The 14,638-nt window shown below is 65.3% G+C and carries 11 protein-coding genes; 6 read left to right on the forward strand and 5 right to left on the reverse strand.

The annotated features are described in order from the left end of the window. The first annotated feature begins 18 nt into the window (after window positions 1-18). Complete coding sequence (tssH, locus tag BSF38_RS18595) at window positions 19-2,730, forward strand: type VI secretion system ATPase TssH (RefSeq protein WP_076348091.1); 2,712 nt, start codon at window positions 19-21, stop codon at window positions 2,728-2,730. 26 nt (window positions 2,731-2,756) lie between these two features. Here the strand turns inward: tssH and BSF38_RS18600 are convergent, their stop codons facing one another. Further along, a complete protein-coding gene (locus BSF38_RS18600; RefSeq protein WP_076348093.1) occupies window positions 2,757-4,274 on the reverse strand; it encodes an FHA domain-containing protein in 1,518 nt (505 codons plus the stop codon). A gap of 318 nt (window positions 4,275-4,592) precedes the next feature. Here BSF38_RS18600 and BSF38_RS18605 point away from each other — a divergent pair, with 318 nt between their 5' ends. The 5 genes from BSF38_RS18605 to BSF38_RS18625 all read left to right on the forward strand — a co-directional run bounded on the left by BSF38_RS18605 (window position 4,593) and on the right by BSF38_RS18625 (window position 9,359). Continuing rightward, on the forward strand, window positions 4,593-6,782 hold the full coding sequence (locus tag BSF38_RS18605) for a type VI secretion system Vgr family protein (protein WP_076348095.1): 2,190 nt from the start codon (window positions 4,593-4,595) through the stop codon (window positions 6,780-6,782). A 19-nt stretch (window positions 6,783-6,801) separates the two neighbouring features. Next, the gene (locus tag BSF38_RS30395; protein ID WP_076348097.1) at window positions 6,802-7,197 is read left to right on the forward strand and encodes a PAAR domain-containing protein; all 396 of its coding nucleotides are present in this window, start codon (window positions 6,802-6,804) and stop codon (window positions 7,195-7,197) included. After that, on the forward strand, window positions 7,194-7,649 hold the full coding sequence (locus tag BSF38_RS31730; protein ID WP_210405620.1) for a PAAR domain-containing protein: 456 nt from the start codon (window positions 7,194-7,196) through the stop codon (window positions 7,647-7,649). Before BSF38_RS30395 ends, BSF38_RS31730 begins: the two co-directional genes overlap by 4 nt. A gap of 11 nt (window positions 7,650-7,660) precedes the next feature. Beyond that, window positions 7,661-7,915 (forward strand): hypothetical protein, encoded by a 255-nt coding sequence (locus BSF38_RS18620; RefSeq protein WP_076348101.1) that lies wholly within the window; start codon window positions 7,661-7,663, stop codon window positions 7,913-7,915. Between the two features lie 448 nt (window positions 7,916-8,363). Then, window positions 8,364-9,359, forward strand: a complete 996-nt coding sequence (locus BSF38_RS18625; protein WP_076348103.1) for a hypothetical protein — start codon at window positions 8,364-8,366, stop codon at window positions 9,357-9,359. A gap of 18 nt (window positions 9,360-9,377) precedes the next feature. Here the strand turns inward: BSF38_RS18625 and BSF38_RS18630 are convergent, their stop codons facing one another. The 4 genes from BSF38_RS18630 to tssK all read right to left on the reverse strand — a co-directional run bounded on the left by BSF38_RS18630 (window position 9,378) and on the right by tssK (window position 14,617). Further along, on the reverse strand, window positions 9,378-10,958 hold the full coding sequence (locus BSF38_RS18630; protein ID WP_076348105.1) for a methyltransferase regulatory domain-containing protein: 1,581 nt from the start codon (window positions 10,956-10,958) through the stop codon (window positions 9,378-9,380). A gap of 34 nt (window positions 10,959-10,992) precedes the next feature. Beyond that, window positions 10,993-12,465, reverse strand: a complete 1,473-nt coding sequence (locus BSF38_RS18635) for a type VI secretion protein IcmF/TssM N-terminal domain-containing protein (protein ID WP_145952221.1) — start codon at window positions 12,463-12,465, stop codon at window positions 10,993-10,995. 42 nt (window positions 12,466-12,507) lie between these two features. Further along, a complete protein-coding gene (locus BSF38_RS18640; RefSeq protein WP_076348109.1) occupies window positions 12,508-13,155 on the reverse strand; it encodes a DotU family type IV/VI secretion system protein in 648 nt (215 codons plus the stop codon). Between the two features lie 61 nt (window positions 13,156-13,216). Continuing rightward, window positions 13,217-14,617 (reverse strand): type VI secretion system baseplate subunit TssK, encoded by a 1,401-nt coding sequence (gene tssK / locus BSF38_RS18645; protein ID WP_076348111.1) that lies wholly within the window; start codon window positions 14,615-14,617, stop codon window positions 13,217-13,219. Between the last annotated feature and the right edge of the window lie 21 nt (window positions 14,618-14,638).

The raw sequence follows: 14,638 nt of genomic DNA on the forward strand, positions 1-14,638 counted from the left end.
GCTCGAGGAGCGTCCAAGATGGCCGTTGATTCCGCGGCACTGATCAAAGTGCTGAACAAGACCTGCTTGAACGCCCTTCAATCCGCCGCGGGGCTGTGCCTGTCGCGGACCAATCCCAGCGTCGAGATCGAGCACTGGCTGGTCAAGCTGGTGGAACAGGCCGACACCGACCTGAACAAGATCTTCCGCCACTTCGAGATCAACCCCTCGAACGTCCTCCGCGAGCTGACGAAGGTCATCGACGGCTTCCGGACGGGCAATCAACGGACGCCGGCGCTCTCCCAGTCGATCGATCGGCTGATCCAGGCCGCGTGGGTCGTCGCGTCGATCCAGTACCAGACCCCCCAGGTCCGCTCGGGCGTCTTGCTGCTGGCCTTGCTCGAACACGAAGAACTCGGGCGATTGGCGCGCAACTCGTCGCGCGAGCTTGCCAAGATCAAGCCCGACCAGCTTCAGCCGAACCTGATCAAGATCACCGCCGGCTCGTGCGAGGACGAGGGCGCCCCCGAGGCCGCGGCGCAAGGCTCCGAGGCCGGCGGACCGTCGACCGGCGTCAGCCGCTCGCCGGCGCTCGACCAGTACACGATCAACCTCACCGAGCGCGCCAAGAAAGGGGAGATCGACCCGGTGATCGGCCGCGAGGCCGAGGTCCGCCAGATGGTCGACATCCTGATCCGTCGCCGTCAGAACAACCCGATCCTCACCGGCGAGGCCGGCGTTGGCAAGACGGCGGTCGTCGAGGGGCTCGCCCGCCGGATCGCCGCCGGCGACGTCCCCCCCGCGCTCAAGAACGTCTCCCTGCGGACCCTCGATCTGGGGCTGCTCCAGGCGGGCGCGGGGGTCAAGGGAGAGTTCGAGAACCGTCTCAAGCAGGTCATCAGTGAGGTCAAGGCTTCGCCGACGCCGATCATCCTGTTCATCGACGAAGCGCACACGATGATCGGGGCGGGGGGGGCCGCCGGCCAGGGCGATGCCGCCAACCTGCTCAAGCCGGCCCTGGCCCGCGGAGAGTTGCGAACCATCGCCGCCACCACCTGGGCCGAATACAAGAAATACTTTGAAAAAGACGCCGCGCTCGCCCGGCGGTTCCAGGTCGTCAAGGTCGACGAGCCCAGCGAAGACGTGGCCGTCCGGATGATGCGCGGGTTGACCGCGATCCTTGAGAAGCATCACGGCGTCCGCATTCTTGAGGAGGCCGTCGAAAGCTCCGTCAAACTGTCCCACCGCTATATTCCGGCCCGGCAGTTGCCCGACAAGTCCGTCAGCCTGCTCGACACGGCCTGCGCCCGGGTCGCCATCGGCCAGAACGCCATCCCGCCGGTCATCGAGGACTGCCGCCGCAACATCGACCACCTCGACCTCGAAATCAGCATCCTCGACAGAGAACGAGCCACGGGTGCCCGCAACGACGAGCAGATCAACGAGCGCCAGGCCGATCTCGAGCAAACCAAGACCCGCCTCGCCGCTTTCGAGACCCGCTGGGAAGACGAGAAGCAGCGGGTCGCCGAGATCCGCGAACTCGCCCAGAAGATCGAGACGCAGTATGGCGCGGAGCGAGCGAAGGTCACGGCCGCCGGCGACGGCGCGGGCTCGGCCTACCAACCGTCTCCCGAGCTGGCCGCGATCCAGGCGGAACTGGTCGGCAAGTCGGCCGACCTGCGGACGCTTCAAGGCGAGGAGCCGCTGATGCAGGTCTTCGTGGACGCCCAGACGATCGCCGAGGTCGTCGCCGGCTGGACCGGCATCCCGGTCGGCAAGATGCTGGCCAACGAAATCCAGACCGTGCTCAACCTCCGCGAGAAGCTCGAACAGCGGGTCATCGGCCAATCGCACGCTCTCGAAGCGATCGCCCAGCGCGTCCGGACGTCGCGCGCCAACCTCACCGACCCGCGCCGGCCGATCGGCGTCTTCCTCCTGGTCGGCTCCAGTGGCGTCGGCAAGACCGAGACCGCACTGGCCCTGGCCGACTCGCTGTACGGCGGCGAGCGGAACTTGATCACGATTAATATGTCGGAATACCAGGAGTCGCACACGGTCTCGGGGCTCAAGGGCTCGCCTCCGGGGTACGTCGGATACGGCGAGGGGGGCGTGCTCACCGAGGCCGTTCGCCGCCGTCCTTACAGCGTCGTCCTGCTCGACGAGGTCGAGAAGGCGCATCCCGACGTCCTGGAGCTGTTCTTCCAGGTGTTCGACAAGGGGACGCTCGAAGACGGCGAGGGGCGCGAGATCGATTTCAAGAACACGATCATCCTGCTGACCTCGAACGTCGGCACCGACACGATCCTCGAACTCTGCCGCGATTCGGCGAACCTGCCGACCCCCGAAGCGCTGGGCGAGGCCGTCTGGCCGGATCTGCTGGCGGCCAGGACGGAGCGCGGAGTTCAGATCTTCAAGCAGGCGTTCCTGGGCCGACTGATCGTCGTCACCTACTACCCGATCTCCGACGAGATCATGCGGCGGATCATCAAGCTCCAGCTCGGTCGCGTGGCCCGGCGGATGCGCGAGAACCACAACGCGGCCTTCACCTACAGCGACGACCTGATCGAGTGCATCTCCGGGCGTTGCAAGGAGGTCCAGACCGGAGCCCGCAACGTCGATCACATCCTCACCCGATCGGTGCTGCCCGAGATCTCGCAGGAGGTCCTCGGCCGGATGGCCCAGGCGCAGAGCATCACCAAGGTGCACGTCTCGGTCGGCGACGACGGTGGGTTCCAGTACGCGATCGAGTGAGGCCGGGGGAAACCGGAAGGTCCCGCTCAGGGGCGCTCTTCAACGACCCGGATCATGTAGCCGCCGATCACCACGATGTCGCCGGAGTCGGGCTTCAACGCGTTGCCGCATTGGATTTGCACGGGCTCGTGGATCTGGAGGAATGTGCCGTTGGTGCTCTTCAGGTCTTCGAGCCAGGATTTCCCGGCCGAGAAGTAGAGCCGAGCGTGTTCCGAGCTGGCCCAGTCGTCGCCCGTCAGCGCGAGGTCGCACCGCGGGCCGCCGCGGCCGACGCGCGTCCCCGTCTCGTCGGGCTTGGTGAGCGGGAAGCTCATATAAGTGTCGTTGTCCGGCCCGATCAGGTCGATGAAGCCGAGCGGGGCGAGAACCCGAGACTGGAAGACCTCTCCATCCTCGGCGCGGAGGGCGTCGATCTCGCCGACGGCGGTTCCGGGGCGGAACTCGAGCACGTGATGACCGATCCGAAACCGCGTGTGTGGGGACAATTCGACGGGGCGGTTGGGCTTCAGCTTGATGTAGACGCCGTTGAGGCTCCGGAGCGGCTGGACGTAAAGTCGATCGCCCTCGATCACCAACCGGACGTGCCGCTCGGCGAGGTCTTCGGGGTTCGGATTCCAGTCCTGAAAGGTCGATCGACCGAGTTCGAGCTGTTCGCCGCGAACTTCGCCGAGATCGGACCAGCGGCGGAGGCTGGTGTTGTAGAACTGCAATGTCAGCAACGCTTTTTTGGAGGCGTGGAGGTTGCGATCGTAGGCGACGGTTCGGTTTGAGCCGTCCTCGGCGGAGGGCCGACCCGCCGGCGGGCGAGGCGGGGCGAGTGGCGACGGCTGAGGCGGCCGGGTGCCGACCGTGGGGGGCGGGCCATGACTTTCCGGGGGCATGGCGGTGCCGGAGAACGGGGTCGCCGGTTCGATGGCCTCCGGAGCGGGCCAGCCGGCGACCGGCTCGGCGAGGCCGCTGTCGGCCCACGGGTCCCTGGCCGAAAGCGGGACGCCACGCAAGGGGCGCAGCGGGGGCTCGACGCGTTGAGCGGGCTTCCGCGGAGGCGGCGGGGAAGTGCCGAATTGACCCTCGTCGTCCCAGGGCGTCGGGTGCTCGACGGGGATCGAGCCCGCGACCGTCCATCCTGGAGGGACGATCTGGGAGGAGGGTTCGCGAGAGGCCGAAGGGGGCTGAGGCGTGAACCCCGCGTCCCACGGCTGCGACGGCGGGTGGATGTTTTCGGGGGCGCGGTCTTGCTTCAGGTCTTCGAGCCCCGGAAACTCGCGACGGCGAGGGAAGCCGACGACGGGCGGGATCGTTTCGTACGATTCGCGCGACGGGTCGCTGGGAGGGGGCTGGCTCGGAACGCGCGAGCCCGGGGCCGACGGGGGGCGCGACGGGGGAGCGGGAGGTCGGGGCTCGGCTGGTGCGCCCGGACCGGCGGTTTGCCCGGCCGCGCGTTGCGCCGCGGCCTGTTTCTCCCGCTCGATCTCCCGGAGCATCTTGTTGCGGGCGCCTGGGGGCAGGCCGAGCGTCTTGTTTTCGTCGTCGGGTGATGACATGATCAGTCCCCCAAGGGCCGGAATCGCTTCCCTGTCGGTGCGGCGGACTTCCGCCTTTCGGCACCTGCACCGTCACACATGAATCAATTATAGTAGTGTCTTAAGGGAACGGTGAGAACCTTGGCTTTACAATTCGCTTGCCGCCCGCTGGGTGCGGGATATCATGGCAGCCGGCGACGGACGGTTCGAGTCGACCCGCTTGATTCGGCACGGCCTTGCGGCTTCGCGATTTTCCGCGACCGACCCGTCGGCGGCCTGGAATTTCGTCCGTCGACGCTTCGCGCCGACTGAACCTGCTCTTCGGGGATCTCTCGCGCCATGGCCACCTATCAGCAAGCCAATCGGTTTTTGACGGCCACGACGCCGCTGGGCGCCGACAAGCTTTTGATGGTCGGCCTTTACGGCTCCGAGGCGATCTCGCAGCTCTTCCACTTCCAGCTCGACATGATCGCGGAGAACGTGACGCAGGTTCCGTTCGACCAGATTCTCGGCAAAAAAGTCACGGCGAACGTTAAGGCGCCGGGCGGCAACGTGCGGCATTTCAGCGGGATCTGCAATCGGATCGTGCAGGGCGGGCGCGACTCGATCTTCACGACGTTTCACCTCGAGATCGCGCCGGAAGCCTGGTTCCTGACCCGGCGGACGCAGAGCCGCATCTTTCAGCAGTTGAGCGTCCCAGACATCTTGAAGAAGGTGTTCGCCGGCTTATCCGTGCAATACCAGCTCAAAGGCAAGTACGAGCCGCGCGATTACTGCGTTCAGTACCGCGAGTCCGATTTCGACTTCGCCAGCCGGTTGATGGAAGAGGAAGGCATCTTCTATTTCTTCACGCACTCGGCCGGGAATCACACCATGATTCTGGCCGATACGCCCGACGCGCATGTCGAGGTTCCGTTCGACCCCGAGGCCGCTTACGAGCCGATCGACGTTTCCGACGTCATGGAAGATCGGATCACCACGCTCGAGAAGACGCAGGACTTGCGGTCGATGAAGGTGACGCTCTGGGACCACAGCTTCGAGCTGCCGCACAAGCATCTGGAAGCCGAAAAACAGATAACGGACAGTGTCCAGGTCGGCACGGTCAATCACAAGCTGAAACTCGGAAACCCAGAGAAACTGGAGCTTTACGACTGGCCAGGCGCGTACGCCCAGCGGTTCGACGGCGTCGGGCCGGGGCGGGAAGAACGGCCGAGCGACGTCCAGAAGATCTTCGAGGACAACAAGCGGACGGCCCAGATCCGGATGCAGGAGGAAGCGGCCGCCGCGCTCTTGATCTCGGGGACGAGCCGGCTTCGTCAGCTCACGGCCGGGCACCGATTCACTCTCAAGGAGCATTTCAACGCCAACGGCGCGTACGTCCTGACGTCGATCAACCACTCGGCCAGGATGACCGGCAACTACCGATCGGGCGATTCCGACGAAGCCTCTTATGAAAACTCGTTCACCTGCATCCCCCAGGCCGTGCCGTTCCGCCCCCAGCGGCTGACCCCCAAGCCCGTCGTCCACGGCACCCAGACGGCCGTGGTCGTCGGCCCCAAGGGAGAGGAACTGTACACCGACAAATACGGTCGGGTGAAAGTTCAGTTTCACTGGGACCGCCAGGGCAAGAACGACGAGAAGAGCTCGTGCTGGGTCCGCGTCTCCCAACCCATCGCCGGCAAGCGCTGGGGATCGTCGTTCTGGCCCCGGATCGGTCAGGAAGTCGTTGTGGATTACCTGGAAGGAGATCCCGACCAGCCGATCATCATCGGCTCCGTCTACAACGCCGACCAGATGCCGGCGTACCTCGGCAAGGGCCCCGATTCCAAGCACGGCGACGACAATAAAGTCAGCGGCATCAAGTCGAACACGACCAAGGGGGGGACGGGCTTCAACGAGCTGCGTTTCGACGACACCAAGGACAAGCAGCAGATCTTCATCCATGCCGAGCACGACATGGACACGCGGGTGAAGAACGACGGCATGGAATGGGTGCAGAACAACCGTCACAGCATCGTGGGAAAGGATGACTCGAAGGACAAAGCCGGCGACGCGAACGAAGAGATCTGGCGCGATGAGAACGTCCATGTTCATCGTCACCGGATCGAGCACGTCGAGGGGAACGTCCAGCTTCTGATCGGCGGCGGATCCGCGTCGGGCGGCGACCACGACGTCTGCATCGCGAACAACCGCACCGAGAGCGTGGGCGGAAACCAGCACCTCAGCGTCACCGGCGAGCGGCAGGAGAAGATCGGAACCAACCAGATCCTCCAGGCTGGCCAGGAAATCCACCTCAAGGCGGGGATGAAGGTCGTGATCGAGGCCGGCATGGAACTCACGATCAAGGGGGCCGGCGGCTTTGTGAAGATCGACGCCACGGGGGTGACCATCGAAGGGACGATGGTGAAGATCAACTGCGGAGGAGCGGCCGACTCGGCCAAGCCGGCCAGCCCGAACACTCCTAAGCAAGCGCAGCCGCCTCAACCCAAGCAGGCCGACGACGCCGTGACCGGGCAGAAATCCATCTGACGCGGAGGAGGTTTTCGCCATGCCGCAGGGACCCGCCGCACGCGTCGGAGACCCGGTCGCCCACCCGCTCCCGCCGGTGCTCGGTCCGGGGCCGGGAAGCGTGAACGTGCTGATCGGCAACCAGCCGGCATGGCGAGGCATGCCCCTGGCCGCCGCCGCCGGGCTGATGTCGGCCAAGGCGGCGAGCGACGTCACCGTCGCAACTGCCGTGGCGGCGAGCACCGCCGCGGCCGGAACCCCCGGCGCGCCCGCCGCCATCGCGGCGGAAACCGCCGCCAAGCAAGCCGCGACCGCGAGCATGACCAGCGCGATGTCGGGCGCGGGAGCCGGGGCCGACACGCACATGTGCGCGACGCCGTTCCCCCCACCGTCCCCTTGCCTCACTCGCAGGGGATGGTCATCACCGGCAGCATGACGGTCATGATCAACAATCTCCCCGCCTGCCGCGCCGGCGACACGATCCTCGAATGCATGGGGCCGCCGAACTCGATCGCGATGGGCTTGCCCACCGTGCTCATCGGCGACTCCATGTACATGGGGCGGGGGGGGGCGTCGGTGATGCCGGCCATGCCCGGGATTTCACAGATGGGCGTTCAGGAGCCGATTGCGACGACGCCTGGCGGCCGAATCTTGACGGATCATGCGCTTGATCGCATGAACAATCCGCCTGCTGGTCGAGCGCCTATGACTCCCTCGGAAGTCGATCAAGTGCTGGACAACTTTGACAAGGTCAAGAAGATTTCCGCCCACCCCGAAGGCGACACCATCACCCTGCAAAGCACGACCATGCCGGGCAAGCCGCAGGTCGTCGTTGATGCGGAAACTCGTAGTCGGGTGATTACAGTCATAAAGAACCGGCCGAAATAGGGGTCTGAACGATGGATGACGACCGCGGCGGCGAGATCGTAAAGTTACTTGAAAACATAATAAATTCTAGTCGTGTTGGCGTGGAGACGGCGAGAGGACTGGAGTCGGCGATCCTGGAGAGCTTCCCTGACGCCGACGACGACGAGAGGTTCGAGGAGCTTCTGCACATTCTCGCCTCGTACAACCCCGAAGGCGGAGCCTACATGTACGACGGATCGGCATTGGTCGAAGAGAGTCGACGTGTGCTAAGCCTCCTGAAAAACTGAGTTTGAGCATCGCTTCCATCGGCTGCCGAATGTCTGCCGCCTGCCCTCGTCGCGGCGGCGAATCGATGCCGTTGCCAGGGCCCGCTCGACGAATCGGCTGCCGCGCTTGCTATCCGTCTCCGCGGCGACGAGGAAAGCACAGGAAGTGGGCGAGATCGTCGAACGGCTCGGGATGCGTAGTGATCGATGGTCTCGAGCAAGGCCGAGAGAACTATCTCGTAGTCAAGTTGTTCTCATAGTCCGTATTCGCCGCGTCCCACGGCGTCCAAGAAACACTCCGTATAGATTCGTATATAGCGATGGAATCGTCAGGTTCACTCTTCTTGAGGGCAGGTGTCTGATGCCGCCTCCGCGTCCCCCGTCGTCTCAGAGTCAACAGGGGCGGGGCCGGCACAGGCCGCCCGCGCTGCCGGGGCCGCGGCCGAATCGGTTCGCGAGGCCGACGCCGATGCCTGCGATCAGCTTGATCGCGCCGGCGGCGGGTACGCATTTCGCCATCGACGGCAACGGCGACATGCCGGTCATCACGGCCGAGGCCCGGATCGTCGGCCTGCCCACGAGCACGGCCGCGAGCATTCCCCTGACCTGGACGGTGCGGGTGCGGTTCACCGCATCGGTCTGCCCTCACGGCCCCGCGCGGAACATCAACCATCCCGACATCGTCCAGACGGCCGTCGGCAGCACGTTTCGGATCCCGTTCTCGGAAGTGCGCGGGGGGACGCTCTCGATCCGCGTTCGCGCGACGATCGCCGGGCGACACGTCGAGGCGCATTCGGCGAACCTCGATATCCGTGGAACCAACCCGACCTCCGCCGATCTCAACGCGGCCCTGCCGCACGTCACGCTCCGGAAGATCGCCCGGCAAGAATCGGGCGGCGGCCGGCAATTCGCCGCGGCCGCCGATGGCGGCGTCGGGAAGTGCCCGCTCTGGAGCGGTGACAACCTGGGAGGCGTCGGCATCATGCAGATCACCGTCCCCAGGCCGACCGACGATCAGGTCTGGAACTGGCGGGCGAACGTCGCCGAGGGCGTCCGGATCTTCCAGCAGAAGGTCGCCGCCGCAAGGGGATATCCCGCTCAGGTGCGCCGGAGTCAGGGGTTTCAGACTCTGGTCGCCCAGTTCAACGCCGCGCACCACAAACATGGGCAGGCGGCGATCCCCATCGATCTGCCCGACTTCACGACCGGCGACTTCGACACGAACCTTCAGCAGCTCGAACTCGATTCCATCAGGGGCTTCAACGGGTTCGGCGGACGAGACCGTTTCGGTCTTCATCTGCACGAGTTCCGCGTCGCGGTCGACGCCCACGGGCTTCTTCGCGTGAACCTGGACCCCGCCGGCACGCGAGGCACGGCGATCTGGGAACGGGTTCCGGTCGCCGACCGCCCCCAGGGGTTTGGCGACCCCGACTACGTCAATCACGTCCTCGCGCGGACGATCTGACCTCGGCCTCCGAAGATCTCAGGCGATCAGGAGCGCCATCGCCGTGAGTCGCCGCAGGCTGACCTCGAACTCGGACTGGATCGCGCGGTCGATCGTGGCGTCGTCGCCGACAGGCTGCTCGTCGCCGTCGGAGATCGACAGCTCACCGGACGCCACGCGCGCCTTGATCGTCTCGACCACCTGCGAGCGGGTCCTCGTGCCGTCGAGCAGTCGCAGCACGATCCGATCGAAGGGCTCGGGCTCGACGGTGCGGCCCTGCAGATTCGTGAACCGTTCGCCCCGCTCGGCCTGAAGTCGGGCGAGAGGGCTGACCACGGGCAGGTCGCCCGGCTCAACGGTGAAGCTAGGCGGGTGGACGTTCAGCGAAATCAGATCGACGGCGAACCCGCGAATCAGCGCGTCGCAGAGAAACCGACGCGCCTGCTCGGGCTCCGGCAAATCGCCGTGGCGCGGTTTCAGGCGCGCCCAGACCCGGTCGAAGAGGACGTCGAACGGCAACAACCGCGGCCGCGCCCGGGACAATTCCACCAGGGCCGTTTTGAGCAGCGGATGGTTGGACGTCATCGTGGCGCCCTGGTCGCTCACCCGAAACGTCTCGGGACTGTCGGAGAGAACGTCGGGATCGGTCGACTCAGGCATGATCAGGGTGCCGACGCACAGGGACGCGACGGCCGATGATGCGGGCGCCCCCTCGCGCTTGGCCCCTTCATGACAGAGATATGTCCGACGAAAGGTCCGGTTGGTGACGAAATCGACGTACTGCTCGCGCGCGACTTCATCCTTGCCCCATTGCTCGATCCGCTCGCGCGCTTCCTGGGGCAGGTGGGAGATCAGGCCGGGCGTCTTGGCTTCCGCGAGAAAATCGAGCCCCTTCGCCCTCGCGGCGCTCATGAACTGGTGAAAATAGAGGGGGTTGTTCGTTTCTTCCAGATGCTCATGATAGAGATAGGTGTCGTCGACGCCGCTCAGGAACTCCCCCTCCGCGCGGAGGATGGCCGAATAGGCCGTCGACTGATCGGGAATCACCTCCACCAGATCGGTGAGGAAGGCGCGAGCCTCCTGGACCGAATCGCGCAGCTCGGTCGCGTTGCGGACGTGAAACGCCATCAGGTCGCGAGCCAGCCCCCGCGCGTGCCAGCCGGGATAGGTGTTATAGCTGACGTAGGCGATCCCCTCGGGCGCCAGGTTTGCGGAGAAGATCGCCAGGATCTTGTCGCGAACCGGCGCGGGAACCCAGGAGAAGACGCCGTGGCAGACGATGTAGTCGAAACGGCCCAGGCGGTCGTCGACATCGGCGATGCTCATGGTGCGGAGGTCGACGTTGCGCAAGCCGAGCTTCTCGACGACCGACCGTCCCACGCCGATCTGACGCGCCGAGAGGTCGATCCCGACGAACTGCGCGTCGGGAAACTTGATCGCCATCGGGATCAGGTTGCCCCCCATCGCGCAGCCCAACTCCAGGACGCGGCAACGCTCCACCGCCGACGGCGAAAGCCCGTGCAGGGCCGCCACGGTGGCCATGTGGTCGGGATGTGTGTAGTAGAAGCAGTTGTCCGAATACGGGAGTTCGTCGTAGCTGCTCGAACCGTCATTGAGCATGATCGCCCTCCTCGACTGGACGCTCTGATCTTGATCAACTCGCCGCTGCCGCTGTGCGTCGCCCGCGAATCCTCGGATACAGCAGGCCGCCCCCCCAGACCAATGCGAGCAACCCCAGGCCCGACCAGCCGAGCCAGCCCAGGCCGTTGGGCAAGCCCGGCGTGGGGGTGTTCAGTTTGGGCAAGACGCGAAACAGCCAGATCGGCAACGCGATCGCGGCGGCGGTGAGGCCGAGTGCAAGGGCCGCGAGCTTGTAGCGGCGGTCGAGCACGTCCGCCTCACTCGCCCAGGAAGTGAGCGGTGCGTCGCCGATCATCTTGCTGCGAGCGCCGCGCACCAGCCCAGCGACGAACGCGTGATTTTCCGGCTCGGGGCCGATGGTGGCGAAATAGCACCCGCGAACCATCACGGGCTGGGATCGAGCGTGCGTCGAAAACGCGGTTTCGACCAGGGTGCAAAGGGCGGCGAGGTCGCGTCGCATCTCGGCGTTCATCTCGACGAGCTTGCTGTTGCCCTCGCTGGCCACGTAGTCCTGGACCATCAAGTTGAGCGACCAGCTCTGGAGCCACTGGGCGTACCACCGGAGGCCGCGCTCGGCGACGCCGTGATTGAAACCCTGGAGCACCGGCGTCGAGAAGCCGCAACGGTTGTTGCGCAGACTCGCGGGCATCCGCGCGGCGAACTCGTTGAACCCCGAGCCCGATTCTTGCGAACAGAGGACGGCGATCACGGGACAGCGAACCTGGAGCTCGCTCTGGATCGTCTGGAGGTCGTTGCGCAACGGGCCGATCTGCTTGAGCGTTTCGGGCGCCGTCGCCTTCTCCTTCGGGAAGAGAACGGCGATCCCCCGCAGCGTCGGCTGCTCGGGGTTGAGGGCCGCGATCTTGCGGCAGAGGAATTCGAGACGCGCCGTTCCCTCTCCGTCTTGACGGCCCCAGGCCGAGGCCCCCGCGCAGCTCAGAAAGAGGCCGTCCGCCGAGGCGTAAGCGTGGATCGGCGCATCGGCCGCGGTCGGCGCCGCCACGAACAGGTTCATGGCCGACGCCTTGACCAGTCCGGCGGCCAGCGATTCATCGGTGGACATCAAGAGAAACAGGTTCTGGTTCGCGGCGTCGTAGTGCGCCTGACTGAGCCGGTTGAGGACTTCGTCCCACGCCGACTCAAGATCCGGAAACCGCGACGTCGAGGCGTCGTCTGAGCCGTCCCCGCCTCGGCGGTTCCAGTAGAGCGCGCCGACCAGATGGGGAACGGCGTAGAGCACGATCAGGCTGAGGACGAGCAGCCAGGGGCGCAGCCACCAGTAGAACTCGCCCGGAAGCTGCGGATCGAGGCTCAGGTCGTCAGGGTTGAAGAGAATGAAAAGCAGGTAAAGCAGTCCGATGGTGAGCAGGACCAGGATCCAGCGCACCGGATGTTTGGACCACATGAAGACCGCGCCGGCGGTAATCGCGGCGAGGCCCCCGAACACGATCATCATGACGTGGGTATTGAGATACGACCTGAGCAACTCCACGGCTCGCCCCGCTTGCTTCAAGAGCACCGATCCGGATCAGCCGGTCGGGTTGTAACTGTAATGCACCGCGAACAGGTAGGCGGCCAGCGTAAACAGCGCCGTGACCGCGAACAGGATGCTGGCGGCGACCAGGAGCGAGGGGCCTTTCAGCGGCCCAAACCCCGCCCCGGCACCATCCTCTTCGGGAAACGGCTTGGAAGCGACCGAGCTGGATTCGCTGACCCGGCCGTAGACGCGTTCGACCCACGCGGTCAATTGTTCCGGGTCGTACACGCGCTCGCCCACGAAACCCAGGGTGACGCAGAATAAATAGACTTCGAGCGCGTCCATGTCGCCGTGCGCTTCGGCTTCGTCGGCGTGCTGGTAAAAGAGGTAGGCGCGGCCGCGACTGTTGAACATGAACCACTCCAGGACGTGCTCTTCCGATCCCCAGCCGGAAGAACGTCCCCATTCGGAGTTGGTCAGCGCCTCGTCGATCCAGGCGACCAGGCCGAACCGAGCCCGGTCGAACGACCGTCCCAGCTCCGGATTCGCGACGGCGCGCCGGCCGGCCTCGTCGATCCAGCCGCGCGTCAGGTGCATGACCTCGTCGAGGGTCTTCGGCTCACCCCTGCTTAGACGGTTTTGAAGGTCGATGACCCGGTGGAAGATCGGCATCACCAGGTCTGCGAAGGCGTCTGTCATCGGCGCCACGTTCCTTGCAATCGAGTCGAGGCGAAGGGGTGGGATTGGGCTCACGTCCGGTTCAACGGTTCTTGACGACGAACACGGCGAACTGAAGGTTCACCGAGCGCTGAGTGGTCGGGTTGGTCAGGGCGAGCATCTGGGCGCTCAAGAATTTGCCCCGTTCGAGTTTGAAGCGGAGCCCGAGCGTTCCCGTGCGAACGACGTCTTTCCAGAATTCCGGGTGGCGGACGATCTCGAAATAGACGACGCCGCCGGGAAGCGCCGGGGGGATCCGGTTGAGCGGCTTCATGCTCAGTCCGGCATTGCCCGTCTTGAAGATGGTTTCCACCTGCTCGCCGCTGCCGAGCTTCCAATCGGTGGACCGCATCAGCATGTCGCATTCCGAGTCGTTCAGCTCGGTCGTCTCGACGCCGAGGTAGAGCTTGGACGTTTCGAGCGTCCAGTCCGGGTCGAGATGAACCTGGAACCGGGGCCCTTCGAGCTTGAAGTAGCGCTTGTCGAACGGAACCTGACCCAGCTCGCCGAGGAGGCGGCGGATTTCGGCGATCACCTTGGCGTAGATCGGGCCGATGTCGTCGTGGTCGTAGCTGGGAATCTTGATCGGACGTCGCGTCTCGCCGAAGATCGAGAGCTGGCCGAGCAGCCGGCAAAGCTCCTGGTACATCAGCATCGGGTGGAGGCCGCGCGTGAAGAGAATCGACTGCCAGACGGCGGATGCAGTGTTCAGGACCGAGAGCTTGAGGATCCGCTCGGCGTCTCCCAGCACCTGGCTGTCGAAGGCGATCTTGCGACCGACGACCTGCGCGGCCTCCTGGTCGAGCCAGGCTTCGATCTGCCGGAACAGCGCCTGAACGTCGTCGTACAGCGAGGCCCAGGCGTCGACGCCGAGCACCGGGGGGACGTAGGCGCGATCGACGCGGGGAGGGGCCTTGTCGCCCGCGGACCGCGAAATCTGGGCGAGCGGCAGGATCTCGTAACCCGGAGTAAGCTGGCTCTTGACGATCAGCCGGGCCTGGATGTTGCGGAAGTCGATTTCCTCTTCGTCGCCGCCGGTGTTCTCGTCCGGACACTCCATGCCGCCGACCAGGTACCGTGGAGACTGTTCCGTCGCCGCTCGCTGCGCGTTGGCCCGACTCGGCTGCCAGGACGGTATGGCCAGGTAGACCATGGTCTCGGCCTGCTGGCTCAGCACCGGCCTCAGCTCGAGCGGGTCGAGGGCTGCTTCCTCGGGGATCGAGAGCGTCGTGCCGTCCTTGAAGCGCGCCTGACACGAGGTGAGCCGGAGGGTGTAGTTGGCGATCGCGTCTTCATCGAACCGGACGGAGCGAAGACCCCAGTCGTGGGGGTGCAGCCAGTCTTCCGATTCGCGGATTCGCTCCCGCGTATATCGGTCGGCCGCCTGAAAATGGTGGGGTTTGAGGAACATCCCCTCGAACCAGTGTACCGGCCGCTTGGGCATACTTCGCTCTCCCGCCGCACC

Source organism: Paludisphaera borealis (genome assembly GCF_001956985.1).
Taxonomy (GTDB): domain Bacteria; phylum Planctomycetota; class Planctomycetia; order Isosphaerales; family Isosphaeraceae; genus Paludisphaera; species Paludisphaera borealis.